The sequence below is a fragment of the Streptomyces sp. NPDC050625 genome (assembly GCF_040654755.1).
Lineage (GTDB): Bacteria > Actinomycetota > Actinomycetes > Streptomycetales > Streptomycetaceae > Streptomyces.
Genome location: NZ_JBFAIQ010000011.1, coordinates 127,068 through 151,673, shown reverse-complemented (window position 1 = coordinate 151,673; position 24,606 = coordinate 127,068). Strand labels below are relative to the sequence as shown.

At 71.6% G+C, this 24,606-nt stretch carries 20 protein-coding genes; 15 read left to right on the top strand and 5 right to left on the bottom strand.

Annotated features, from left to right (window positions below; all coding sequences use genetic code 11):
• Nucleotides 1-2: 2 nt before the first annotated feature.
• Nucleotides 3-752: a hypothetical protein gene (locus AB0I54_RS24885; RefSeq protein WP_363298341.1), complete on the bottom strand. Its 750-nt coding sequence runs from the start codon at nucleotides 750-752 to the stop codon at nucleotides 3-5.
• Nucleotides 753-890: 138 nt separating this feature from the next.
• On the bottom strand, nucleotides 891-2,009 hold the full coding sequence (serC, locus tag AB0I54_RS24880) for a phosphoserine transaminase (RefSeq protein WP_363298340.1): 1,119 nt from the start codon (nucleotides 2,007-2,009) through the stop codon (nucleotides 891-893).
• Between the two features lie 143 nt (nucleotides 2,010-2,152).
• Between serC and AB0I54_RS24875 the strand changes: the two genes are divergently transcribed.
• The 4 genes from AB0I54_RS24875 (at nucleotide 2,153) to AB0I54_RS24860 (ending at nucleotide 8,631) form a co-directional block, all read left to right on the top strand.
• Nucleotides 2,153-5,098, top strand: a complete 2,946-nt coding sequence (locus AB0I54_RS24875) for an FAD-binding and (Fe-S)-binding domain-containing protein (protein ID WP_363298339.1) — start codon at nucleotides 2,153-2,155, stop codon at nucleotides 5,096-5,098.
• Between the two features lie 192 nt (nucleotides 5,099-5,290).
• Complete coding sequence (locus AB0I54_RS24870; protein WP_363298338.1) at nucleotides 5,291-5,422, top strand: hypothetical protein; 132 nt, start codon at nucleotides 5,291-5,293, stop codon at nucleotides 5,420-5,422.
• Nucleotides 5,423-5,533: 111 nt separating this feature from the next.
• Nucleotides 5,534-7,546: an ABC transporter ATP-binding protein gene (locus tag AB0I54_RS24865; protein WP_363298337.1), complete on the top strand. Its 2,013-nt coding sequence runs from the start codon at nucleotides 5,534-5,536 to the stop codon at nucleotides 7,544-7,546.
• Between the two features lie 164 nt (nucleotides 7,547-7,710).
• A complete protein-coding gene (locus AB0I54_RS24860) occupies nucleotides 7,711-8,631 on the top strand; it encodes an EamA family transporter (RefSeq protein WP_363298421.1) in 921 nt (306 codons plus the stop codon).
• A 221-nt stretch (nucleotides 8,632-8,852) separates the two neighbouring features.
• Here the strand turns inward: AB0I54_RS24860 and AB0I54_RS24855 are convergent, their stop codons facing one another.
• Entirely contained in the window at nucleotides 8,853-9,119 is a 267-nt protein-coding gene (locus AB0I54_RS24855) for a DUF397 domain-containing protein (protein WP_363298336.1), read from the bottom strand.
• Nucleotides 9,079-9,924, bottom strand: a complete 846-nt coding sequence (locus AB0I54_RS24850; RefSeq protein WP_363298335.1) for a helix-turn-helix transcriptional regulator — start codon at nucleotides 9,922-9,924, stop codon at nucleotides 9,079-9,081. Before AB0I54_RS24850 ends, AB0I54_RS24855 begins: the two co-directional genes overlap by 41 nt.
• Nucleotides 9,925-10,032: 108 nt before the next feature.
• Between AB0I54_RS24850 and AB0I54_RS24845 the strand changes: the two genes are divergently transcribed.
• The 9 genes from AB0I54_RS24845 (at nucleotide 10,033) to AB0I54_RS24805 (ending at nucleotide 21,671) form a co-directional block, all read left to right on the top strand.
• Complete coding sequence (locus AB0I54_RS24845; RefSeq protein ID WP_363298334.1) at nucleotides 10,033-10,827, top strand: TIGR03084 family metal-binding protein; 795 nt, start codon at nucleotides 10,033-10,035, stop codon at nucleotides 10,825-10,827.
• Nucleotides 10,824-12,503 (top strand): acyclic terpene utilization AtuA family protein, encoded by a 1,680-nt coding sequence (locus tag AB0I54_RS24840; RefSeq protein ID WP_363298333.1) that lies wholly within the window; start codon nucleotides 10,824-10,826, stop codon nucleotides 12,501-12,503. The genes AB0I54_RS24845 and AB0I54_RS24840 overlap by 4 nt, the downstream gene beginning before the upstream one ends.
• Nucleotides 12,500-14,098 (top strand): carboxyl transferase domain-containing protein, encoded by a 1,599-nt coding sequence (locus AB0I54_RS24835; protein WP_363298332.1) that lies wholly within the window; start codon nucleotides 12,500-12,502, stop codon nucleotides 14,096-14,098. The genes AB0I54_RS24840 and AB0I54_RS24835 overlap by 4 nt, the downstream gene beginning before the upstream one ends.
• Before the next feature lie 5 nt (nucleotides 14,099-14,103).
• Nucleotides 14,104-15,945, top strand: coding sequence for a biotin carboxylase N-terminal domain-containing protein (locus AB0I54_RS24830; RefSeq protein ID WP_363298331.1), 1,842 nt, complete (start codon nucleotides 14,104-14,106; stop codon nucleotides 15,943-15,945).
• Between the two features lie 105 nt (nucleotides 15,946-16,050).
• Complete coding sequence (locus AB0I54_RS24825; protein WP_363298330.1) at nucleotides 16,051-17,211, top strand: acyl-CoA dehydrogenase family protein; 1,161 nt, start codon at nucleotides 16,051-16,053, stop codon at nucleotides 17,209-17,211.
• A gap of 36 nt (nucleotides 17,212-17,247) precedes the next feature.
• A complete protein-coding gene (locus AB0I54_RS24820; protein WP_363298329.1) occupies nucleotides 17,248-18,816 on the top strand; it encodes a 4-coumarate--CoA ligase family protein in 1,569 nt (522 codons plus the stop codon).
• A complete protein-coding gene (locus AB0I54_RS24815; protein ID WP_363298328.1) occupies nucleotides 18,813-19,547 on the top strand; it encodes an enoyl-CoA hydratase family protein in 735 nt (244 codons plus the stop codon). Before AB0I54_RS24820 ends, AB0I54_RS24815 begins: the two co-directional genes overlap by 4 nt.
• 24 nt (nucleotides 19,548-19,571) lie before the next feature.
• Entirely contained in the window at nucleotides 19,572-20,174 is a 603-nt protein-coding gene (locus AB0I54_RS24810) for a TetR/AcrR family transcriptional regulator (RefSeq protein ID WP_363298327.1), read from the top strand.
• 465 nt (nucleotides 20,175-20,639) lie between these two features.
• Nucleotides 20,640-21,671, top strand: coding sequence for a 2-oxoglutarate and iron-dependent oxygenase domain-containing protein (locus AB0I54_RS24805; protein WP_363298326.1), 1,032 nt, complete (start codon nucleotides 20,640-20,642; stop codon nucleotides 21,669-21,671).
• 22 nt (nucleotides 21,672-21,693) lie between these two features.
• On the opposite strand, the gene AB0I54_RS24800 is transcribed toward AB0I54_RS24805, so the two are convergent.
• A complete protein-coding gene (locus AB0I54_RS24800; RefSeq protein ID WP_363298325.1) occupies nucleotides 21,694-22,794 on the bottom strand; it encodes a citrate synthase 2 in 1,101 nt (366 codons plus the stop codon).
• A gap of 279 nt (nucleotides 22,795-23,073) precedes the next feature.
• Here AB0I54_RS24800 and pdxH point away from each other — a divergent pair, with 279 nt between their 5' ends.
• Together pdxH and AB0I54_RS24790 are read left to right on the top strand one after the other, a co-directional pair.
• Complete coding sequence (gene pdxH, locus AB0I54_RS24795; protein ID WP_363298420.1) at nucleotides 23,074-23,712, top strand: pyridoxamine 5'-phosphate oxidase; 639 nt, start codon at nucleotides 23,074-23,076, stop codon at nucleotides 23,710-23,712.
• Between the two features lie 321 nt (nucleotides 23,713-24,033).
• On the top strand, nucleotides 24,034-24,486 hold the full coding sequence (locus tag AB0I54_RS24790; protein ID WP_363298324.1) for a GNAT family N-acetyltransferase: 453 nt from the start codon (nucleotides 24,034-24,036) through the stop codon (nucleotides 24,484-24,486).
• Nucleotides 24,487-24,606: the final 120 nt, after the last annotated feature.

Sequence of the window (24,606 nt, the reverse complement as noted above, 5' to 3'; positions counted from 1 at the left end):
GGTCACCGCACGCAACCGGGGGCCGGGAAGGCCGTCGTGTCCGCGGGGTGGCCTCCGCCCTCCATGTCGGTGAGCAGCTCGGGGGCCTTCCCATAGGGGTCGATGATCCGGGCGACGAAGCCGGCGCTCTTCGGCAGCGCGGGATGCGCCCGGTCGACGACGCCGCCGACGCGCGTGCCGTCGCCTTCGTTCTTGAAGTAGGCCGACGGCCCTCCGGGGCCGTTGCTCAGCACGGCGACGGTCCCGGCCCCGATGAAGCTCTCGTCGACGATGGTGCAGCCGCGGGCGTCGGGGGTGCCGACCTTCGGGAGCGGGTAGGTGCGCGTTCCGCTCCTGGCGCCGGCCACCGCGCCGGTCACCTTGAGCGCGGGGGCGGAGCCCTCGGCACCCACCAGGCGCAGGGAGAGACCGCGTTGCTCGGCCGTCCCGTGCGAGCGGTCGAGCTTGTCCAGCACGCGGTACATGTAGGCGTCGCCCTGCCGCCAGTTCGGCCCCACGGCGCGGATCCACGCTTCGGGGCCGCCGGCGCCGGGATCGTTGCGCAGGACGGCCACCATGTCCTTGCCGATGGCGACGGACTTGCCCGCGTAACGGGCGGCCGGGTCGCCGGCGACCGGGGCACCGGCAGCCGGGCGGGTGGCGGGGGTGGCCGAGGCGGTCGCCACCGGCAGAAGGGCGGGGGCGACCAGGGCGCCCACGAGTACCGGGGCGGCCAGGAGAGAGCGGCGGTGGCTTGCGTGCACGGTCGGCATGGAAGAGCTCCGCGCGTTTCATGGTCCGATGCCGTAATTGTCGCATGCGCAAAGGGTGATCGCCGCACACGCACAGGGCCGCACACGCAAAGGGCGCCCGGCAGGTGCCGGGCGCCCTCGGAGCCGTACGAGGAACGACTACAGCTTCTCGATCACGTAGTCGACGCACTTCGTCAGCGCCTCGACGTCGGCCGGGTCGACGGCCGGGAACATCGCGATGCGCAGCTGGTTGCGGCCGAGCTTGCGGTAGGGCTCGGTGTCGACGATGCCGTTGGCGCGCAGCACCTTGGCCACGGCCGCCGCGTCGATCTCGTCCGCGAAGTCGATCGTGCCGATGACCTGGGAGCGCTTGGCCGGGTCGGCGACGAACGGCGTGGCGTACTTGGACTCCTCCGCCCAGCCGTACAGGCGGGTCGAGGAGTCCTTCGTACGGGCCGTGGACCAGGCGAGGCCGCCCTGGCCGTTGATCCACTCCAGCTGCTGGTTCAGCAGGAAGAGGGTGGCGAGGGCCGGGGTGTTGTACGTCTGGTTCTTGCGGGAGTTGTCGATCGCCGTCGGCAGGCTGAAGAACTCCGGGACGTGCCGGCCGGACGCGTGGATCCGCTCGGCGCGCTCGATCGCGGCCGGCGAGAAGACGCCGATCCACAGGCCGCCGTCGGAGGCGAAGGACTTCTGCGGGGCGAAGTAGTAGACGTCGGTCTCGGCGACGTCGACCGGGAGGCCGCCGGCGCCGGAGGTGGCGTCGACCAGGACGAGCGCGCCCTCGTCGGCGCCCGCGACCCGCTTGATCGGGGTGGCGACACCGGTGGAGGTCTCGTTGTGGGTGAACGCGTAGACGTCGACGCCCGCCTCCGCCTGCGGCTCCGGGTGGGTGCCCGGGTCGGAGGAGATCACGGTCGGCTCGGCGAGCCACGGGGCGAGCTTGGCGGCCTTGGCGAACTTGGAGGAGAACTCGCCGAACGTGAGGTGCTGCGACTTGTTCTCGATCAGACCGTGGGTCGCGATGTCCCAGAACGCGGTGGACCCGCCGTTGCCCAGGACGACCTCGTAGCCCTCGGGCAGGGAGAACAGCTCGGAGATGCCCTCGCGCACCTTGCCGACCAGGTTCTTGACCGGAGCCTGGCGGTGGGAGGTGCCGAGGAGGGACGTGCCGGTGGCGGCGAGGGCGTCCAGCGCCTCCGTCCGCACCTTGGAGGGACCCGCGCCGAAACGTCCGTCCGCGGGCTTGATGTCAGAGGGAATCTGGATCTCAGCCACGAGCCGGAGCGTATCCCTTTGGTGAAACCCTGCGGAAACGTGTCCGTTCGATGAGACGACCTCCGCCGGCCCGTGGACTTGTGGAGAGCTACGACGTCATGGCGGGTTCCGTCACTGTCAGTGGTCGGATGCATCCTGGACGCATGACGGAACTGGCGGCGGATCTGGCGGCGGAGCTGCGGGGAGCCGTCCGGGGCGAGGTGGGTTTCGACGTCACGTCCCGGGCGCTGGTCACCATGGACGCGTCGAACTACCGGCGTGTCCCGCTGGGGGTGGTGGCGCCACGTGATGTTGACGACGTGGCGGCGGTCCTCGACGTGTGCCGGGCGCACGGGGTGCCGGTGGTCGCGCGCGGCGGCGGCACGTCGATCGCGGGCCAGGCGACGGGCACGGGCGTGGTGCTGGACTTCACCCGGCACATGAACCGGGTGCTCTCGGTGGACCCCGAGGCGCGCACGGCCGTCGTGCAGCCGGGTCTCGTCCTCGACCGGCTCCAGGAGGCCGCCGCCCCGCACGGCCTGCGCTTCGGCCCGGACCCCGCGACGCACAGCCGGTGCACGCTCGGCGGGATGATCGGCAACAACTCGTGCGGCTCCCACTCGGTGGCCTGGGGGACGACCGCGGACAGCGTGCGGGAGCTGGCCGTGGTCACCGCGCGCGGCGAGCGGCTGCGGCTCGGCCAGGACTGGGCCGGCGCGCCGCAGGGCCTGCGGGCGCTGGCCGAGGGCGAACTGGCCCGGCTGCGCACGGGCTTCCCGGACCTGCCCCGCCGCATCTCCGGGTACGCGCTGGACGCGCTGCTGCCCGAGAAGGGCGCCGATGTCGCCCGCTCCTTCTGTGGCTCGGAGGGCACCCTGGGCATCCTCACGGAGGCGGTCGTACGACTCGTCGAGGCGCCCCGCGCGCGTGCCCTGGCCGTGCTGGGGTACGCCGACGAGAGCGCGGCCGCCGAGGCCGCGGCGGGGCTGCTGCCGTACGACCCGCTGACCGTGGAGGGCATGGCGGCCGACCTGGTGCCGTCCGCGGCCGGGCTGCCCGCCGGCGGCGCCTGGCTGTTCGTGGAGACGGGCGGGGAGTCGCCGGAAGAGGCACGCGCGCGTGCGGAGACGATCGTCCGCGCGGCCGACGTCGTGGACTCCCTGGTGGTGACGGAGGACGCCGCCCAGCGCGCCCTGTGGCGCATCCGGGAGGACGCGAGCGGCACGGCGACCCGTATGCCGGACGGGGCGGAGGCCTGGCCCGGCTGGGAGGACTGCGCGGTGCCGCCCGCGCGGCTCGGCGCGTATCTGCGGGACTTCAGGGGGCTGCTGTCCGCGCACGGGCTGCGCGGCACGCCGTACGGGCACTTCGGGGACGGCTGCATCCATGTCCGCATCGACTTCGACCTGATGACCGACGCGAGCGTCGGCCGCTTCCGGCGCTTCTCCGAGGAACTGGCCGACCTCGTGGTGGCCCACGGCGGTTCGCTGTCCGGGGAGCACGGGGACGGACAGGCCCGCGCGGAGCTGCTGCCGAGGATGTACGGCGCGGAGACGGTCGCCCTCTTCGAGCGCGCCAAGGGCGTATGGGACCCGGACGACCTGCTCAACCCCGGCATGCTGGTCCGCCCCGCCCCGCTGGACGCCAACCTGCGCTTCTCCGTACTGCCGCGCCGCCCGGTCGACGTGGCCTTCGGCTACCCGGCCGACGGCGGTGACTTCTCGGCCGCGGTGCGCCGGTGCGTCGGGGTCGCCAAGTGCCGTACGACCACGGCGGCCGGCCCCTCCGTCATGTGCCCGTCCTTCCGGGCGACCGGCGAGGAGGCGCACTCCACGCGCGGGCGGGCCCGGCTGCTGCACGAGATGCTCGCGGGCGAGCTGGTGACGGACGGCTGGCGCTCCACCGAGGTCCGGGACGCGCTGGACCTGTGCCTGTCCTGCAAGGGCTGCCGCTCCGACTGTCCGGTCGAGGTCGACATGGCCACGTACAAGGCGGAGTTCCTGTACCACCACTACGAAGGACGGCGGCGCCCGGCCGCCCACTACACGATGGGGTGGCTGCCGCTGTGGCTGCGCTGGGTGGCCCGCACCCGCACCGCGCCGGTGCTCAACGCGCTCGCCTCCGTACGGCCGTTGGCGCGGGCGGCGAAGTGGCTGGGCGGGATCGCGCCGGAGCGGGAGATTCCGCGGGTGGCGGGGGAGACGTTCAGCCGCTGGTGGGCACGGCGGCTCGGGGCGCGGCTACGGGGTCGGGCCGCCGCGGGACGGACCGGCAAGCATGGTGCCGAGGCGCCCCGGACCACCGTCCTGCTGTGGCCGGACACCTTCACGGAACACTTCTCGCCGTCGGTGGGAAAGGCGGCCGTTCGCGTCCTGGAGGCGGCGGGACTGGGCGTGACGCTCCCGCCGACGAGACGGATGAGGGTCCGGCGGTCGGCGCGGGGCGAGGTGGAGGGGGTGGGCATGAACCCGTGGGCGCCGGGCCGCCGTACACGCGCCTGCTGCGGCCTGACGTACGTCTCCACCGGCCAGCTGGACCGTGCCCGCGCGGTGCTGCGGCGCACGCTCGACCTGATGGAGCCGTATCTGCTGCCGGAACTGGGCGACGACATCCCGCCGGTCGTCGTCCTGGAGCCCAGCTGCGCGGCCGCCCTCCGTACGGACCTGCCCGAACTGCTGCACGACGACCCGCGCGCGGCACGCCTGGCATCGGCGGTCGTCACCTTCGCGGAGGCCCTGGCGCGGTACGCGCCCGAGTGGCCCCCGCCCCCGGTGGACCGCCCCGTGGCCGGCCAGACCCACTGCCACCAGCACGCGGTCCTGGGCGACGCCCCCGACCGCGGACTGCGCGAGGCGGCGGGCCTCACCGGCGAACTGACCGGCGGCTGCTGCGGCCTCGCGGGCAACTTCGGCTTCGAGAAGGGCCACTTCGAGGTGTCGAAGACCTGCGCAGAGGAACAACTGCTGCCCTCGGTACGAACGGCCCCCGAGGGAACGGTGATCCTGGCAGACGGCTTCTCCTGCCGCACACAGCTGGAGCAACTGGCCGGGGTACGGGGACGGCACTTGGCGGAGGTGCTGGCGGAGGCGCTGGAGGGAGAGGGGAACTGAGGGGGCGCCCCTCCGGCCTGGCGACGAAATACTCAGCCTGCCAAAGTAACTCCCAGCTTTTCCCAGGGTATTCACAGCGCTCCTTTGCCATTTTTGCCGTCAGGGCACATGTGGGCCGTGTAGCTTCTTGTTCATCGGGAGCCGGACGCGGAATTCTCGAATCACCTGAACTGCGAAACACTAGGAGTCGGAATGAGCTTCAAGAAGCTGGCCCCGCTGCCCCCCAAGCCCAAGTCGAAGCAGCTTCCTCCGCCGCCGAAGCCGAAGCCGAAGAAGCGTGCGCACAAGCCGCTGCCCAAGCCGCTGCCCGGCCGCGACGACTGATCCGGAGCTGAGCGGATGAGGGGGGCCGATGGTGCACCGTCGGCCCCCTTCGCGCATTCCTGAATTCAATCGATCTCGAATATCGGCGACGGAAAGCGGAGGGAATGTGAAATGGACAAGGATGACAGTGGGGGTGCGGAACTCGAATACGAGGACACTCCGACCATCCCCGCCCGTACCGCCTTTCACCGCTTCTGGCCGCTGACCAGAGGACTGCGCCGGTGGCTGCTGGTCGTCTGGCTGTGCACGGTGCTCGCCGCGCTCGCCGAGACCGAGGCCATCCTGCTCTTCAGCGACCTCACCGACCACGCCCTGCAGAAGGGCTCGCTCAGCGCGTTCTGGAGTCCGGCCGTGAAGTGGCTAGGCATCGCCGCGGTCGGCGCGGCCGTAGCGTACGCGGGCAACTCCCTTGCCGCCTGGGTGACGGAGCGCTTCGTGATGCGGCTGCGCGAGCACGTCTTCGACCATGTGCAGCAGCTGCCCCCGCACTTCTTCCAGCGCCACCGGCAGGGCGATCTGCTCTCCCGGCTGACCAGCGACGTCGAGGCGATCGAGACGATGGTCGTCTCCGGTCTCGTCGGCGCCGCCTCGGCCGCCTTCTCCGCCCTCTTCTACGCGGCCGCCGCGTTCTGGCTGCGCTGGGACCTGGCCGCCGCCACCTTCGTCCTCGCCCCGCTGTTCTGGCTGGCGGCCCGCCGTTTCTCCGGCTCCATCAAGGACGTCTCGCGCGAGGGCCGGGTCGCCGACGGCGCGATCACCTCCGTCGTGGAGGAGTCCCTCGGCAACATCGTGCTGACGCAGGCGTACGACCGCCGGGACGCGGAGCGGCGGCGGCTGAGCGAGGAGGCGAACGCCTGGTTCCGCGCCGCGGTCCGCTCCACCCGCCTCAACGAGGCCTACGAACAGCTCGTCCAGGTCCTAGAGACGATCTGCGTGCTGGCGGTGATCGGCATCGGCGCCTGGGAGATCTCCACCGGCCGGATGACCCTCGGCCAGCTGCTCGCCTTCGCCGCCTTCCTCGGCTATCTCTACCCGCCCGTCCGGGGCCTGGCCCAGCTCGGCCTCACGGTCACGGCGGCCACGGCGGGCGCGGAACGGCTCATCGAGATCCTGGACATGAAGCCGTCGGTCACCGACCCCCGGCGGGGCGTGGAGACCGGCCGCCCCGACGGCACGGTGGAGGTCCGCGACGTCGGCTTCAGCTACCCCGGCGCCGACGGAACGGCCCTGCAGGGCCTCTCCTTCACCGTCACCCCGGGCGAGCTGGTGATCATCACCGGCCCCAGCGGCGCGGGCAAGTCGACGGTGTCGAAACTCCTCCTGCGCTTCTACGACCCCGACACGGGCCAGATCCTCCTGGACGGCGTACCGCTGCGGGACTACCCGCTGGCCCGGCTGCGCGAGTACGTCACCCTGCTCCCGCAGGAGACGCTCGTCCTGCACGACACGGTCCGCGCGAACATCGCCTGCGGCCGCCCCGGCGCCAGCGAGCAGGCGATCGTCGAGGCGGCGAAGGCGGCCGACGCGCACGAATTCATCGTCCGGCTCCCCGACGGCTACGACACCAGGGTCGACCCCAACTCGGCCCGCCTGTCCGGCGGCCAGCTCCAGCGCCTCGCCATCGCCCGCGCGATCCTGCGCGACGCACCGGTCCTGGTCCTGGACGAGCCGACGACGGGCCTGGACGCAATGGCCGCGCGCAGGGTGGTCAAGCCCTTGCGCCGCCTGACGACGGGCCGTACGACCATCATGATCACCCACGACCTCAACCTCGCCCCCGACGCCGACCGCATCCTGGTCGTCGACCGCGGCCGCATCGTGGAGACGGGCCGGCACGAGGAACTGCTGGCGCGGGGCGGGCCGTACTCCCGGCTGCACCGCTCACAGAACAACGCGGCGGCGGCGATGGACACGGCGGAACTGCGCCTGCCGCTGTTCGCGGAGGAAGCGCCGGCACCTGCGCAGGAGTACGCATACGGGCAGGGCTACGACCCGTATGCGGCCGCCGCGGTCTGGATCCAGCCTCCCTACGAGGCGCAGGGAACCGTCCCCACCACACTCCCCACCGCACTCCCGGACGGCCGCCCGCTGTTCCGTGACGCGGACCCCTGGCCCGGCATCTGATCTCAGCATCCAGGACAGTTGCATAAGCGGTTCACACTCCTGGCGAAGTCTATTACCCTGGACTCGGTAGTACATCGCGATGAACACACCCTGACCCGAGCCAGCCCCCAGGACCGCCCGTGAGCACCTCCAGCGCCACCACCCCGTCGTCCTCACCCACCTCCATGACGGACCCCGTGCCCACGCCCGCGGACGGTGCGCCCCGCCGCTTCGGTTCGCTCGGTTCGCTCGGGCCGGTCGGACTGGTGCTGGCCGGCGGGATCTCGGTCCAGTTCGGCGGAGCCCTCGCCGTGACACTGATGCCCCGGGCCGGCGCGCTCGGGGTGGTCACCCTGCGCCTCCTCGCCGCCGCGGTGATCCTGATGCTGGTCTGCCGCCCCCGGCTGCGCGGCCACTCGCGCACCGACTGGGTGACGGTGATCGTCTTCGGCATCACCATGGGCGCGATGAACGGCCTCTTCTACGAGTCCGTCGCCCGCATCCCGCTCGGCCCCGCCGTGACCCTGGAGGTACTGGGCCCGCTTGCCCTCTCGGTCCTGGCCTCGCGCCGTGCGATCAACGCGCTCTGGGCGTGCCTGGCCCTGGCCGGCGTCTTCCTCCTGGGCGGCGGGGGCTTCAGTAGCCTCGACCCGGTGGGCGTCGCCTTCGCGCTCGGGGCGGGCGCGATGTGGGCGGCGTACATCGTCTTCAGTGCCCGCACCGGCCGCCGCTTCCCCCAGGCCGACGGCCTGGCGCTGGCCATGGCGGTGGCGGCGCTGCTGTTCCTCCCGCTGGGGATCGTCGAATCGGGCACCAAGCTGCTGAACCCGACCACGCTGGCCCTGGGTTCGGCGGTGGCGGTCCTCTCCTCGGTCCTCCCCTACACCCTCGAACTCCTCGCCCTGCGCCGCCTGCCCGCCTCCACCTTCGCCATCCTCATGAGCCTGGAACCGGCCATCGCAGCGACGGCCGGCTTCCTCATCCTGGACCAGACCCTCTCCGCCACCCAGGCAGCCGCGATCGCCCTGGTCATCGGCGCAAGCATGGGAGCGGTACGCACACAGGTGGGCCGGGGGAGAGCGAAGCCACCGACGGCCGCTTCCTGACGGCTTCGGCAGCATTGCCGGGTGCGCGGGAGGCATTCCATCTTCACGGCCCCTCGTACCAGGGGGCCGACGAAGGGGCGAAGCACGCGTTCGTGGCGGGCGGCTTCTTCGTCTACATGGTCACACCCCGCTCGGAGCTCGTCTAGCCGCCGCTGCACGTCGCCCTGAGACCGGGTACGCAGCTGACGGTTGCCCGTGAACCCCGTCAGGCGGCCCCATGGTCACTTCGCGGCGTACGTGAGGAAGTCGGCCCAGGCGGTGGCGGAGAAGGTCACGTGGGGGCCGACGGGGTTCTTGGAGTCGCGGACGGCTATGTGAGGGGTGAGGTCGGCGACCTCGACGCAATCACCGCCGGTGCCACCGCTGTAGGACGACTTGCGCCAGGTGGCTGCGCCGAGGGGCGTGCACTCGACGCACTGGCCGCCGGTGTCGCCGCTGTACGGCGACTTACGCCATATCGCGCCCGCCAGGTTCCGGCTCGTTTCCATAACGCCCCTCCATCATGCGGGAGATCAGCGCTGCCGAGTCCTCAGAGGAGAGGGCGGCGGCCTGGAGTTGATCGTAACGGACCGAACCCTCCCTGACCGGCTGCGGATTCGCCGTCATGTGCCCTTGCACGAAGTCCTCCGTGTACACGATGTCGGGGTCCCTGTCGAAGCGCAGGATGGCGAACGAGCCCATCAAACCGGCGTGCGCGCCGGCCTCGAACGGGAGCACCTGCACGTTCAGCCATTGCCGCTCGCGCAAGGTCAACAAGTGGGCGAGTTGCTCTCGCATGACCTCCCGGCTGCCGACTTCCTGGCGCAGCACAGCCTCACTGAGCACCACCCAAACTGCCGGTGGATGCTCCCGCTCCAGAACGCGCTGCCGCTCCATCCGAGCCGCCACTCTCGTGTCCAGCCCACTCTCGTTTCGCACACCCAGCACCGCCCGCGCGTACGCCTCTGTCTGAAGCAGACCGTCCACCAACTGGGCCTGAAACGTAGAGATGTATGCCGCCTTCGCCTCCATCTCCGCATACGGCTGAAACCAACTAGGTAACTGGCTCCGCAGCACCAGCCCCACTAACCGCGAGAACAACCCACCCGTCCCCAGCGCCGCATCCAACCGCTCGGAAAAGTCCCGTTGCGGGACCTTCGCCGCCGTCTCGATCTGGCCGATCAGCGACCCCGTGCAGAAGACGATCGACCCCAGCTGCGCCAACGTCAGCCCCGCCGCCTCCCGAGCCCGCCGAAGCTCGTACCCGTAGTAGTCCAGCGGCGACGCACTCGGGTCCAGTTCGCGGCTTCGCATGCCAACCACCTCCAGTCACCGAGCGTAGCGACGCAAACGCAATCAGGTGACAGGAAAATTAATGCAAGCACGCTTGATTGTTTCTCCTCCCACTGCCATGCTCCCCCCATGGCTGACCCCACGCCCGTGATCGACGATCTCTGTTCGGAGACCGAGGAACTCGACCTGCTCGTGGCCGAGTTGAGCCCAGAGCAGTGGGCGCTCGCGACCCCCGCCCCCCGCTGGACCGTCGCGCACCAGATCGCCCATCTCGCCTGGACCGACCACCATTCCGTGCTGGCCGTGACGGATCAGGACGCCTTCTCCCGTGAGGTCGAGAAGGCGCTCGCCCAGCCCGGTGACTTCGTGGACAACGGCGCGGAGGAGGGCGCGAAGAAGCCGCCCGCGCAACTGCTCGCGGACTGGCGGGCCGGGCGCAAGGCCCTGGCCGATGCGCTGCGGGCCGCCCCCGACGGCGCCCGTTTCCCCTGGTACGGCCCGCCCATGTCCACCGCCTCCATGGCCACCGCCCGCCTCATGGAGACCTGGGCCCACGGTCTGGACGTGGCGGAAGCCCTGGGCGTGGAGCGCACCCCCACCGACCGGCTCCGGCACATCGTCCGCCTCGGTGTCCGTACCCGTGACTTCGCCTTCGGCGTGCATGGGCTCCCCGTGCCCTTCGAGGAGTTCCGGGTCGAACTGACCTCCCCCTCCGGCGAGTCGTGGGTGTACGGCCCCGAGGACGCCGAAAACCGCGTCACCGGCCCCGCCCTCGACTTCTGCCTCCTGGTCACCCAGCGCGCCCACCGCGCCGACGTCGCCGTACGCGCCGAAGGGCCCGACGCCGACCGCTGGCTGGACATCGCCCAGGCCTTCGCGGGCCCGCCCGGCAGCGGACGTTCCCCGAAGGGGGACGCGGAGTGACGCTGCGCATAGGCAACGCCTCCGGCTTCTACGGCGACCGCTTCGACGCGATGCGCGAGATGCTCACCGGCGGCGAACTGGACGTCCTCACCGGCGACTACCTCGCCGAGCTGACCATGCTGATCCTTGGCCGGGACCGGCTGAAGGATCCCGCCGCCGGTTACGCCCGTACCTTCCTGCGGCAGCTGGAGGAGTGCCTGGGGCTCGCACAGGAGCGCGGCGTCCGCATCGTCACCAACGCCGGCGGCCTCAACCCCGCCGGACTCGCGGACGCCGTACGGCAGTTGGCCGACCGCCTCGGCATTCCCGTCCGCGTCGCCCACGTCGAGGGCGACGATCTCACCGCCGATCACCCCGGTAGCCTCGCCGCCCACGCCTACCTCGGCGGCTTCGGCATCGCGGAGTGTCTGCGGGCGGGCGCTGACATCGTGGTCACCGGGCGGGTGACCGACGCGGCGCTCGTCACCGGGCCCGCCGCCGCCCACTTCGGCTGGCAGCCGGGGGAGTACGACCGGCTCGCGGGCGCCGTCGTCGCCGGACATGTACTGGAGTGCGGGACGCAGGCCACCGGCGGGAACTACGCATTCTTCGGCGAGGGCGACGGCGACGTACGCCGGCCCGGCTTCCCGCTCGCCGAGATCCACGAGGACGGCAGCTGCGTCATCACCAAGCACCCCGGCACCGGCGGGTTCGTCGATGTTGGCACCGTCACCGCGCAGTTGCTGTACGAGACCGGCGGCGCCCGGTACGCCGGACCCGACGTCACCGCCCGCCTCGACACGATCCGCCTCACCCAGGACGGCCCGGACCGGGTACGGATAGAGGGTGTGCGCGGCGAGGCCCCGCCCCCCACCCTCAAGGTCGGCCTCAACAAGCTCGGCGGCTTCCGCAACGAGGTCGTCTTCGTCCTGACCGGGCTTGATGTCGAGGGCAAGGCCGCGCTGGTGCGGGAGCAGATGAACGATGCCCTTGCCAAGTCGCCCCCCAGTGACGTGCGGTGGGACGTCGTCCGGACCGACCGGCCCGACGCGGACACCGAGGAGACCGCGAGCGCCCTGCTGCGGCTCGTCGTGCGCGATCCCGACCAGGGGGTCGTGGGGCGTGCGCTGAGCGGTGCCGCCATCGAGCTGGCGCTCGCCAGTTACCCCGGCTTCCATGTGCTGGCACCACCAGGAAAAGGCGCTCCCTATGGGGTCTTCGAGGATGTGTACGTCCCCCATGGCGCCGTAGACCATGTGGCCGTCCTCCAGGACGGCCGACGTATCTCTGTGCCCCCGGCCCAGGACACCCTCGTACTCGACGAAGCACCGGCACCGCCCCTCCCGGAACCCGTGTCGGCAGGGCCCACACGCCGTGCCCCTCTCGGTCTGATCGCCGGCGCCCGCAGCGGGGACAAGGGCGGCAACGCCAACGTCGGCGTCTGGGTGCGGACTGACGAGGCCTGGCGGTGGCTCGCGCACGCCCTCACGGTCGACCGGTTCCGTGAACTCCTGCCGGAGACCGCCGAATTGACCGTCGTACGGCACGTCCTGCCCAACCTCCGCGCCCTGAACTTCCTCGTCGAGGGAATCCTCGGTGAGGGCGTCGCCGCCCAGCACCGTTTCGATCCGCAGGCCAAGGCCCTCGGCGAATGGCTGCGCTCCCGTCATCTGGACATCCCGGAGGTCCTCCTGTGACCGTCCTCTCCTCCGCCCTGGACAGCAACGGCCAGGACTACCGGGCGAACCGCGAGGCCATGCTCGCCAAGCTCGCCGACCTCGACGCCGAGCACACCAAGGCGCTCGCGGGCGGCGGTGAGAAGTACGTCCAGCGGCACCGGGGGCGCGGCAAGCTGCTCGCGCGCGAGCGCATCGAGCTGCTCCTGGACCCGGACACACCGTTCCTGGAGCTGTCACCGCTGGCCGCCTGGGGCAGCGACTACGCCGTCGGGGCCTCTCTCGTCACCGGTATCGGGGTGGTCGAGGGCGTCGAGTGCCTGATCACCGCCAACGACCCGACCGTGCGCGGCGGCGCCAGCAACCCCTGGAGCCTGAAGAAGGCCCTGCGGGCCAACGACATCGCGCTCGCCAACCGGCTGCCCTGCATAAGCCTGGTCGAGTCCGGGGGCGCCGACCTGCCCTCCCAGAAGGAGATCTTCATCCCCGGAGGCGCCATCTTCCGGGACCTGACCCGGCTGTCCGCCGCCGGAATCCCCACCGTCGCCGTCGTCTTCGGGAACTCGACCGCCGGTGGCGCCTACGTCCCCGGCATGTCCGACCACGTGATCATGGTCAAGGAACGCGCGAAGGTGTTCCTGGGCGGGCCGCCGCTGGTGAAGATGGCGACCGGCGAGGAGAGCGACGACGAGTCCCTGGGCGGCGCCGAGATGCACGCGCGCGTGTCCGGGCTCGCGGACTACTTCGCCGTGGACGAGCAGGACGCGCTGCGGCAGGCGCGGCGCGTGGTCGCCCGCCTCAACCACCGCAAGGCGTACGACGATCCGGGTCCGGCGGCCCCGCCGAAGTACGACCCGGAGGAGCTGCTCGGCATCGTCCCCGGCGATCTGAAGATCCCCTTCGACCCGCGCGAGGTCATCGCCCGTGTCGTCGACGCCTCCGACTTCGACGAGTTCAAGCCGCTGTACGGGGCGAGCCTCGTCACCGGCTGGGCGTCCCTGCACGGCTATCCGGTGGGCATCCTCGCCAACGCGCAGGGCGTCCTGTTCAGCGAGGAGTCGCAGAAGGCCGCCCAGTTCATCCAGCTCGCCAACCAGCGCGACATCCCGCTGCTCTTCCTGCACAACACCACCGGCTACATGGTCGGCCGGGAGTATGAGCAGGGCGGGATCATCAAGCACGGCGCCATGATGATCAACGCGGTCTCCAACTCGCGCGTGCCGCATCTCTCCGTGCTCATGGGCGCCTCCTACGGCGCCGGGCACTACGGCATGTGCGGCCGGGCCTACGACCCGCGCTTCCTGTTCGCCTGGCCCAGTGCCAAGTCCGCCGTCATGGGCCCGCAGCAGCTCGCCGGCGTGCTGTCGATCGTGGCCCGGCAGTCGGCGGTCGCCAAGGGGCAGCCGTACGACGAGGACGCCGACGCGGCCCTGCGCGCCATGGTGGAGCAGCAGATCGAGTCCGAGTCGCTGCCGATGTTCCTGTCCGGGCGGCTGTACGACGACGGCGTCATCGACCCGCGCGACACCCGCACCGTCCTCGGCCTGTGCCTGTCCGCCATCCACACCGCCCCCTACGAGGGCGCGCGGGGCGGCTTCGGCGTCTTCCGGATGTGAGGCTCATGATTTCGACTCTGCTCGTCGCCAACCGCGGCGAGATCGCCTGCCGGATCTTCCGCACCTGCGGTGAGTTGGGAATCCGGACGGTCGCCGTGCACTCGGACGCCGACGAGAACGCCCTCCCCGCGCGCGTGGCCGACACGGCGGTACGACTGCCGGGCGCGACGCCCGCCGAGACGTATCTGCGCGGCGACCTGATCGTGAAGGCGGCCGTCGCGGCCGGCGCGGACGCCGTGCACCCCGGCTACGGCTTCCTCTCCGAGAACCCCGACTTCGCGCGCGCCGTCCTCGACGCGGGCCTGGTCTGGATCGGCCCGTCCCCGGAGGCGATCGAGGCGATGGCGTCCAAGACGCGCGCCAAGGAGCTGATGGGGATCGAGCCGCTGCGCGAGGTCACCGCGGCCAATCTGCCCGTCCTGGTGAAGGCGGCCGCGGGCGGCGGCGGACGCGGGATGCGGATCGTCCGCGCCCTGGAGGAGCTCGACGGCGCGCTGGAGAGCGCACGTGCCGAGGCCGCGAGCGCCTTCGGAGACGGCGAGGTCTTCGTCGAGCCCTATGTGGAGCGCGGCCGCCACGTCGAGGTGCAGGTCCTCGCCGACACCCACGGCACGGTCTGGACGCTCGGCACCCGCGACTGCTCCCTCCAGCGCCGCCACCAGAAGGTGATCGAGGAGGCCCCGGCACCGGGTTTGAATCCCGAACTCACCGCCGAGCTGTACGAGATGGCCACCCGCGCCGCCCGCGCGGTCGACTACGTGGGCGCCGGCACCGTCGAGTTCCTCGTCGCCGACGGCAGGGCCCACTTCCTGGAGATGAACACCCGCCTCCAGGTCGAACACCCCGTCACGGAGGCCGTGTTCGGTCTCGACCTGGTCGCCGAGCAGATCCGGATCGCCGAGGGCCACGCCCTCGCCACCGACCCCCCGAGCGCGCGCGGCCACGCCATCGAGGCCCGCCTGTACGCCGAGGACCCGTCGCGCGACTGGGCCCCGCAGACCGGCACCCTGCACCACCTCGCCGTACCGGACGGCGTCCGCCTCGACACCGGCTACACCGACGGCGACGACATCGGCGTCCACTACGACCCGATGCTCGCCAAGACCGTCGCCCACGCCCCCACGCGCGCGGAGGCCCTGCGCAGGCTCTCCGGCGCCCTGGAGCGGGCGCGGATCCACGGCCCCGTCACCAACCGCGAGCTGCTGGTCCGCTCCCTGCGTCACCCGGAGTTCACGGCGGCCCGCATGGACACCGGCTTCTACGACCGCCACCTCGCCGACCTGACCGAGCCGGCTCCCGATCCGTACGCGCCCCTGGCCGCGGCCCTCGCCGACGCCCACGGCCGCTCCCGCTTCGGCGGCTGGCGCAACCTGTCCTCCCAGCCGCAGTCCAAGCGCTACCTCATGGCGGGCGAGGAGCACGAGGCCCGCTACCGGCACACCAGGGACGGCCTCGCCGCGGACGGCGTCCGGGTCGTGCACGCCGACGCGCGTCTCGTCGTACTCGAAGTGGACGGCGTACGGCGGAAGTTCGACGTGGTCCGGCACGGCGAGCGGGTGTACGTCAACGCCACCGCCCTCACCGCCCTGCCCCGCTTCCCCGACCCGACCGAACACCACGCCCCCGGCTCCCTGCTCGCCCCCATGCCCGGCACGGTCGTCCGCATCGCCGACGGCCTGGCCGAGGGGGCCACCGTACGGGCGGGGGACCCCCTGATCTGGCTGGAGGCGATGAAGATGCAACACCGGATCACCGCCCCGGCCTCCGGCACGCTGACAGACCTGCACGTGGCCCCGGGTCAGCAAGTGGAGGTCGGTGCCCTCCTGGCGGTCGTCCAGGACACCTAGGGGCGCGGGACGGTATCGATATGCGGCTCCGCCGCGTGAGCGCGAACAACCACACACGACCCGCACTCTCCAGACGGTCTGCAGCCCCCTTCTCTTAGGAGCCCCATGAGCCCCGTCATCGAATCCGAGGAACACAAGGCCCTACGATCCGCCGTCGCCGCCCTCGGCAAGCGCTACGGCCGTGAATACCTCGCCCGCGTCGTCGCCGAAGGCGCCCAGCCCACCGAGCTCTGGGCGGAAGCCGCCAAGCTCGGCTACCTCGGCGTGAACCTCCCCGAGGAGTACGGCGGCGGAGGCGGCGGCATCGCCGAGCTCTCCATCGTCCTCGAAGAGCTGGGCGCCGCCGGCTGTCCCCTCCTCATGCTCGTCGTCTCGCCCGCCATCTGCGGCACCGTCATCGCCCGCTTCGGCACCGAGGAACAGAAGCGCGCCTGGCTCCCCGGCCTCGCCGACGGCACCCGGCTCATGGCCTTCGGCATCACCGAGCCCGACGCCGGCTCCAACTCCCACCGCATCACCACGACGGCCCGCAGGGACGGTGCCGACTGGCTGCTGACCGGCCGCAAGGTGTTCATCTCCGGTGTCGACCACGCCGACGCCGTCCTGATCGTCGGCCGCACCGAGGACGCCCGCACCGGCAGCCTCAAGCCCTGCCTGTTCATCGTCCCGCGCGACGCCGAAGGCTTCCAGCGGCGGCAGATCGACATGGAACTGCTCGGCGCGGAGAAGCAGTTCGAGCTGGTCCTCGACGACGTACGGCTGCCCGCCGACGCGCTCGTCGGCGACGAGGACGCGGGGCTGCTCCAGCTCTTCGCCGGGCTCAACCCCGAGCGGATCATGACGGCCGCGTTCGCGATCGGCATGGGCCGGTACGCCCTCGCCAAGGCGATCGAGTACGCCCGCGACCGCACCGTCTGGAAGACGCCGATCGGCGCCCACCAGGCCATCGCCCACCCCCTCGCGCAGGCGCACATCGACCTCGAACTGGCCCGCCTGATGATGCAGAAGGGCGCCCACCTCTACGACGCCGGGGACGACATCGGCGCCGGCGAGGCCGCCAACATGGCCAAGTACGCGGCCGGAGAGGCCTGTGTGAAGGCCGTCGACCAGGCCGTGCACACCCTCGGCGGCAACGGGCTCACGCGCGAGTTCGGGCTCGCCTCGTTGATAACGGCGGCGCGCGTGGCTCGTATAGCACCGGTGAGCCGGGAGATGATTCTCAACTACGTTTCCCACCAGTCCCTCGGCCTGCCCAAGTCGTACTAGGCCGTACCGGCGCACCCCGTCGCGCGAGGAGGAACCGTGTTCCGCAGCGAGTACGCAGACGTCCCTGCCGTCGAACTGCCCATCCACGAGGCCGTTCTGGGCCGGGCCGCCGAGTTCGGCGACCAGCCCGCCCTGATCGACGGCGCCGACGGCACCACCCTCACGTACGGACAACTGGACCGGTTCCACCGGCGCGCCGCCGCCGCGCTCGCCGACGCGGGTGTGCGCAAGGGCGACGTCCTCGCCCTGCACAGCCCGAACACCGTCGCCTTCCCGACCGCCTTCTACGCCGCCACGCGCGCGGGTGCCACCGTCACCACCGTGCACCCGCTCGCCACGCCCGAGGAGTTCGCCAAGCAGCTGCGGGACTCGGCCGCCCGCTGGATCGTCACTGTCTCGCCGCTGCTGGAGGCGGCCCGCCGCGCCGCCGAACTCGCCGGTGGCATACGGGAGATATTCGTCTGCGACAACGCGCCCGGACACCGCTCCCTGCTCGACCTGATCGCCTCCGACGCGCCCGAACCGGACGTCTTCACCGACCCGGCCGAGGACATCGCCGTACTGCCCTACTCCTCGGGCACCACCGGCGTCCCCAAGGGCGTGATGCTCACCCACCGGCAGATCGCCACCAACCTCGCCCAGCTCGAACCCGCCATCACGGCGGGACCCGGCGAACGCATCCTCGCCGTCCTGCCCTTCTTCCACATCTACGGCCTCACCGCGCTCATGAACGCGCCCCTGCGCAACGGCGCCGCCGTCGTCGTGCTGCCCCGCTTCGACCTGGAGACGTTCCTCGCGGCCATCGAGAACCACCGCATCACCGGCCTGTACGTCGCCCCGCCGATCGTCCTCGCCCTCGCCAAGCACCCGGCCGTCGCCCGCTACGACCTGTCCTCCCTGCGGTACATCGTCAGCGCCGCCGCACCCCTGGACGCCCAGCTCGCCGCCGCCTGCTCCGAGCGCCTGGGCCTGCCGCCGGTCGGCCAGGCCTACGGCATGACGGAACTCTCGCCGGGTACGCACGTCGTTCCGCTCGACGCCATGCACCAGGCACCTCCCGGCACGGTCGGCAGGCTCATCGCGGGCACCGAGATGCGCATCGTCTCCCTCGACGACCCCGGCAAGGACGTGGGCAACGGAGAGCCGGGCGAGATCCTCATCCGCGGACCCCAGGTCATGAAGGGCTACCTGGGCCGCCCCGAGGCCACCGCCGCAATGATCGACGCCGACGGATGGCTGCACACCGGCGACGTCGGCCATGTGGACGCCGACGGCTGGCTGTTCGTCGTCGACCGCGTGAAGGAACTCATCAAGTACAAGGGCTTCCAGGTGGCACCCGCCGAGCTGGAGGCGCTGCTCCTCACGCATCCCGGCATCGCCGACGCCGCCGTCATCGGCGTCTACAACGAGGACCACAACGAGGTTCCGCACGCCCACGTCGTGCGCCAGCCCACCGCCGGCGACCTCACCGAGGACGAGGTCATGGCGTACGTCGCCGAACGCGTCGCCCCCTACAAGCGCGTCCGGCGGGTCACCTTCATCGACGGCGTGCCCAGGGCCGCCTCCGGCAAGATCCTCCGCCGGGAACTACGGGAGCGGAAGTGACACTGATCGGACGCACGCGCGCGCGTGGCATCGAAACCCTCAGCCTGGACTCGGCCGACACCCGCAACGCCCTGTCGGCCGCGCTCGTCGGCGAGCTCGCGGACGCGCTGACCGAGTGCGCCAAGGACGGCGACGTACGGGCCGTGGTCCTCACCCACTCCGGCAACACGTTCTGCGCCGGAGCGGACCTGCGCGACCCCCCGCACCCCGACGCCCTGGTCGGCGTGCTGCGGCAGATCGTCGAGCTGCGCAAGCCCGTGGTGGCCCGGGTGGCCGGGCACGTCCGCGCGGGCGGGCTCGGGCTGCTCGCCGCGTGCGACATCGCTGCCGCGTCCGCCGCGTCCAGCTTCGCGTTCACCGAGGTACGGATCGGGGTGGCGCCGGCCGTCATCTCCCTCCCGGTGATCCCGCGCGCCGACCCGCGTGCCCTCGCCCGCTACTACCTGACCGGCGAACGGTTCGACGCGGCCGAGGCGGCCCGGATCGGCCTCGTCACAGCGGCCGGGGACGACGTCGACGCCGTACTGGAACCCATCCTCGACGGGCTGCGCCGATCGTCCCCGCAGGGCCTGGCCGAGACGAAACAGCTGCTCACGGCTAGGGTGCTGGAAGGCTTCGACCGGGACGCGGCGGATCTCACCGCGCTCTCGGCCCGGCTGTTCTCCTCCGCGCAGGCGCGTGAGGGGATGACGGCCTTCCTGGAGCGACGGGACCCCTCGTGGGTGATGTGAGCGCAAGATGAGTGTGAGCGCGGGATGAGTGTGAGTACGGCCGAACGCGACCGCCTGCCCAAGCAGGACCGCAGCCGGGCCACCCGGCAGCGGCTCCTGGAGGCCGCCGTGGCCTGCCTGGCCGAACACGGCTGGGCGGGCTCCACGGTCTCCGTCGTCGCGGAACGCGCCGGAGTCTCCCGCGGCGCCGCCCAGCACCACTTCCGTACCCGTGAGGACCTGTTCACCGCGGCCGTGGAGTACGTCGCCGAGGAGCGCTCCACGGCCCTGCGCGCCCTGTTCCCCGAGGGCGCCGCCGACCGCCGCGCCGTCGTCTCCGCGCTCGTCGGCCTCTACACCGGCCCCCTCTTCCGCGCCGCCCTCCACCTGTGGGTCGCCGCCTCCTACGAGGACCAGCTGCGCCCCCGCGTCACGGAGCTGGAGGCCCGCGTCGGCCGGGAGACCCATCGCATAGCGGTGGAGCTGCTGGGCGCCGACGAGTCCCTCCCCGGCGTCCGCGAAACGGTCCAGGGCCTCCTGGACATGGCCCGCGGCCTGGGCCTGGCCAACCTCCTCACGGACGACACGGGCCGCCGGGAGCGGGTGGTGGCCCAGTGGACGGCGCTGCTGGAGAGCGCGCTGGGCTGAGGGCCGGCGCCCAGGGGCGCCGGCGGGTGCGGGGTTGTCCGCGGGCTCCTGGGAGCGGCGGCGCGGGTCGAGGAATCGGCAGCGGGGACGGAGGCGTCCGCCGGGCCAAGCGCCAAGGCACACGGGGCTGTCGACGAGTTCGGGGGCTCGGCGGCCGCGCAGGGGCATGGCTGGGGGAGATGCTGTCGGGGCGCGAGGGGTGCGAGGGGCGGTCGGCGGGGCCTGCGTGTGGGTGCGAGGGGGTGTCGGCAGCCCCCCGGGGTTTGTTGGCGGGGCGCGTTACCCTTGGCGCATGCCTCCGATGCTTGTTCGACGCCGTCACGTGGACTACGTGCGCGTCACGAGCATGGGCTGTCGGCTTTCGGCCTGAATCAGCCCCTTTATTCTCCCCTTTCTTACGGCATCCTGGGCGCCGCCCCACCCTCGGCGGCCTGCCCGTGGCCCACACACCCTGTGGACGCATCCATGACGACGCACACCGCGACGAACCCGTCGTACGATCAACTTCCGATCATCGACCTGTCTGCCGCCGACCGCGGCCCTCAGGCCCGCGCCCTCCTCCACGCCCAGCTGCACAGCGCCGCGCACGACGTCGGCTTCTTCCAGCTCGTCGGGCACGGAGTCACCCGCGCCGAGACCGACGCGCTGGTCAGCGCCATGCGTGCCTTCTTCGCGCTCCCCGCGGCCGACCGGCTCGCCCTCGACAACGTGAACTCGCCCCACTTCCGCGGCTACACCCGCACCGGCGACGAACGCACCCAGGGCGCCCGCGACTGGCGCGACCAGCTCGACATAGGCGCCGAACGCCCCGCCCACGTCCCCGCACCCGGCGAGCCCGCCTACTGGTGGCTGCAGGGCCCCAACCAGTGGCCCGCCGCCCTCCCCGAACTGCGCACCGCCGCACTCGCCTGGATCGACCGGCTCAGCGGCGTCGCCGGCCGGCTCCTGCACGAGCTGCTCGCCGCCATCGGCGCCCCCGCCGACTTCTACGACCCGGTCTTCGGCGCGAGTGCCCACCCGCACCTCAAGCTCGTGCGCTACCCCGGCAGCGCGGGCGACGGCACCCACCAGGGCGTCGGCGCCCACAAGGACTACGGCTTCCTGACGCTGCTGCTCCAGGACACGGTCGGCGGACTGCAGGTCCAGCGCGAGGACGGGCTCTTCCACGACGTGCCGCCGCTGGAGGGCGCCTTCGTGGTCAACCTGGGCGAACTGCTGGAGGTGGCGACGAACGGCTATCTGATCGCCACCAACCACCGCGTCGTCAGCCCGCCCGGCGCCACCGAGCGCTTCTCCGTCCCGTTCTTCTACAACCCGCGGCTGGACGCCCGGGTGGAGCCGCTGCCCTTCCCGCACGCGACCACCGCCCCGGGCATCACCGACGACCCCGCCAACCCGCTCTTCGCCGAGTACGGCTACAACGAGCTCAAGGGCAAGCTCAGGGCCCACCCGCTGGTGGCGGAACGGCACCACGCGGACCTGCTCAGCCCGGCGTGAACGGCGCCTGCGTGAAGAGCGACTAGTGGGCGATGTCCGCGTAGCCCTCGACCTCCTGCGGGCTGCGCGGCCCCGGCCCCACATACCGCGCGGACGGGCGGACCAGCCGTCCCGTCCGCTTCTGCTCAAGGATGTGCGCCGACCAGCCCGCCGTACGGGCGCACGTGAACATCGACGTGAACATGTGCGCCGGAACCTCCGCGAAGTCCAGCATGATCGCCGCCCAGAACTCCACGTTCGTCGCCAGAACCCGGTCCGGGCGGCGGCTGTGCAGCTCCTCCAGCGCCGCCTTCTCCAGCGCCTCGGCGATCTCGAAGCGCGGGGCGCCCAGCTCACGGGCCGTACGGCGCAGCACACGCGCGCGCGGGTCCTCGGCCCGGTACACCCGGTGCCCGAAGCCCATCAGCCGCTCGCCCTGGTCCAGGGCCCGCTTGACGTACGCCTCCGCGTCACCCGTCCGCTCGATCTCCTCGATCATCCCGAGGACCCGGGACGGCGCACCGCCGTGCAGCGGCCCGGACATGGCGCCCACGGCACCGGACAGCGCGGCCGCCACATCGGCGCCGGTCGAGGCGATGACCCGGGCGGTGAAGGTGGAGGCGTTCATGCCGTGCTCGGCGGCCGACGTCCAGTAGGCGTCGACGGCCGCGACGTGCTTGGGGTCGGGCTCGCCCCGCCAGCGGATCATGAACCGCTCGACGACCGAGTGGGCCTTGTCGATCTCCCGCTGCGGCACCATCGGCAGGCCCTGCCCGCGGGCGGACTGGGCGACGTACGAGAGCGCCATCACCGCGGCGCGGGCGAGGTCCTCGCGGGCCTGCTCCTCGTCGATGTCGAGCAGCGGTTTCAGGCCCCACACCGGGGCGAGCATGGCGAGCGCCGACTGTACGTCCACCCGGATGTCACCCGAGTGGACGGGAATGGGGAACGGCTCGGCGGGCGGCAGGCCCGGATTGAAGGCTCCGTCCACCAGCAGCCCCCATACGTTGCCGAACGAGACATGACCGACGAGGTCCTCGATGTCGACCCCCCGGTAGCGCAGGGCGCCACCCTCCTTGTCCGGTTCGGCGATCTCCGTCTCGAACGCGACGACTCCTTCGAGCCCGGGTACGAAGTCGGACATCAGGCGGCTCCTAGATGCTGTGTGCGGCGCGGCGGAAGAATGCCAGGAAGCGGGTGCCGCAGCGGCTCCACGGTCACTCTCGGGACTCGCGGTCCGAAACGGTCACCCCGGTGATGCCCCGAACGGTTGGTGGTCACCCAACCGGAACGGCATCTGAACGATATCTCCGAGTGCCACCTTTGGGGAGCCCAAGCGGCACTCAGTGCCACGCGAAGTCGTACGTGCATACGGCAAGATGACCGCGTGACCGACCATGAACCCATCCTCGACCCGGCCGCCATGCGCAAGCACTACCGGGTCGAAGGCTTCGAGGAGAGCGATCTCGCCGCTCACCCCATGGACCAGTTCACCCTCTGGTTCGAACAGGCCGCACGGGCCGCCGCGGGCGGCACGATCTACGAGCCCAACGCCATGGTCGTCTCCACGGCGGACGCCGAGGGCCGCCCCAGCTCACGCACGGTGCTGATGAAGCAGTACGACACGCAGGGCTTCGTCTTCTACACGAACTACGACTCCCGCAAGGCGCGGGACCTCGCCGCGAACCCGCACGTCTCCCTGCTCTTCCCCTGGCATCCCGTCGCCCGCCAGGTCATCGTCACCGGCACCGCCCGCCGCACCGGGCGGGACGAGACGGCCGCGTACTTCCGCACCCGCCCCCACGGCTCCCAACTGGGCGCCTGGGCCAGCGCCCAGTCCTCGGTGATCTCCTCCCGGACCGAACTCGACGCCTCCTACGCCGAACTCTCCGCCCGCTACCCCGAGGGCGAACAGGTCCCGGTGCCCCCGCACTGGGGCGGCTTCCGCGTCGCGCCCCGGACGATGGAGTTCTGGCAGGGCCGGAACAACCGCCTCCACGACCGCCTGCGTTACGTCGCCGAGCCGGACGGCACCTGGAAGGTGGAGCGCCTGAGCCCCTGAAACGCAGACGACCCGCGAGCTCGGGTCCTTCGCCTCTCGGGCGAAGAAGCCGGCCGGACGTACCGGCGAGCTCGCGGGTCGGGTGACTGCTGGGATTGGGCCGGCTGCACGCGTCTTTCACGTGCTGGTCCGGCACCGCACTGAGTGTGGTGGCGAGCCGCTAGCCCGCAGTCACCTCACGCGTCCGGTTTTCATACATCTGCCGAACCACCTCCCTTCTCGTGTGCATCACACACTAGGAACCGTTCGGCCACCGATCAACCATTTTTTTCGCGGCCACGACCGCCCTCGCGGTCGGTGCCGGACTCGTAGTCTGCTCGGGTGACTGATCTTCGGATAGAGGCCGTGGCCGGCGAGGCCATGCTGGAGCAGTGGCGGCACGTCCACAACGTGATCGTGCCGCCCGCCGCGATGGACCTGGACGAGGTCCGTGAGCGGGCGGGGCGTTACCGGCTGGAGAACGCGTACGTGGGGGACGTGCTCGTCGGCTGCTCCACCGTGCGGCCGCCGCAGGGGGAGGACGCGGTGGCGACGGTCATCGCCCGGGTGCTGCCGGAGTACCGGCGGCGCGGGTACGGGGCCGCGCTGTACGAGCACGGCCTCGCCCACGCGCGCGTGCTCGGCGCCCGGGCGGTCGAGACCTGTGTCCTCGCGGTCAACGAGGACGGGCTGCAGTTCGCCGCGAAGCACGGGTTCGCCGAGGTCGAGCGGTATGTGCTGGACGGCGAGAGCGACCTGTGGGTGGATCTCAGGCTCGCGGGCGACGGGGTCTAGGACTCGGTCCGGGGCAGGTTCGGGGCAGATTCGCGGCAGGTTCGGGACGCGGCGGTCTGTTACAACGATTCCTTCAATCTTGTGGGAACCAAGTGTGTGCTGCGTCACGTTCGAGTTGAA

Coding starts and splice junctions, on each gene's coding strand:
- AB0I54_RS24810 (WP_363298327.1), top strand. CDS start 19,572: ATGAGTGTGAGTACGGCCGAACGCGACCGCCTGCCCAAGCAGGACCGC.
- AB0I54_RS24865 (WP_363298337.1), top strand. CDS start 5,534: ATGGACAAGGATGACAGTGGGGGTGCGGAACTCGAATACGAGGACACT.
- AB0I54_RS24885 (WP_363298341.1), bottom strand. CDS start 752: ATGCCGACCGTGCACGCAAGCCACCGCCGCTCTCTCCTGGCCGCCCCG.
- AB0I54_RS24800 (WP_363298325.1), bottom strand. CDS start 22,794: ATGTCCGACTTCGTACCCGGGCTCGAAGGAGTCGTCGCGTTCGAGACG.
- pdxH (WP_363298420.1), top strand. CDS start 23,074: ATGCGCAAGCACTACCGGGTCGAAGGCTTCGAGGAGAGCGATCTCGCC.
- AB0I54_RS24855 (WP_363298336.1), bottom strand. CDS start 9,119: ATGGAAACGAGCCGGAACCTGGCGGGCGCGATATGGCGTAAGTCGCCG.
- AB0I54_RS24830 (WP_363298331.1), top strand. CDS start 14,104: ATGATTTCGACTCTGCTCGTCGCCAACCGCGGCGAGATCGCCTGCCGG.
- AB0I54_RS24845 (WP_363298334.1), top strand. CDS start 10,033: ATGGCTGACCCCACGCCCGTGATCGACGATCTCTGTTCGGAGACCGAG.
- AB0I54_RS24805 (WP_363298326.1), top strand. CDS start 20,640: ATGACGACGCACACCGCGACGAACCCGTCGTACGATCAACTTCCGATC.
- AB0I54_RS24850 (WP_363298335.1), bottom strand. CDS start 9,924: ATGCGAAGCCGCGAACTGGACCCGAGTGCGTCGCCGCTGGACTACTAC.
- AB0I54_RS24860 (WP_363298421.1), top strand. CDS start 7,711: ATGACGGACCCCGTGCCCACGCCCGCGGACGGTGCGCCCCGCCGCTTC.
- AB0I54_RS24875 (WP_363298339.1), top strand. CDS start 2,153: ATGACGGAACTGGCGGCGGATCTGGCGGCGGAGCTGCGGGGAGCCGTC.
- AB0I54_RS24825 (WP_363298330.1), top strand. CDS start 16,051: ATGAGCCCCGTCATCGAATCCGAGGAACACAAGGCCCTACGATCCGCC.
- AB0I54_RS24870 (WP_363298338.1), top strand. CDS start 5,291: ATGAGCTTCAAGAAGCTGGCCCCGCTGCCCCCCAAGCCCAAGTCGAAG.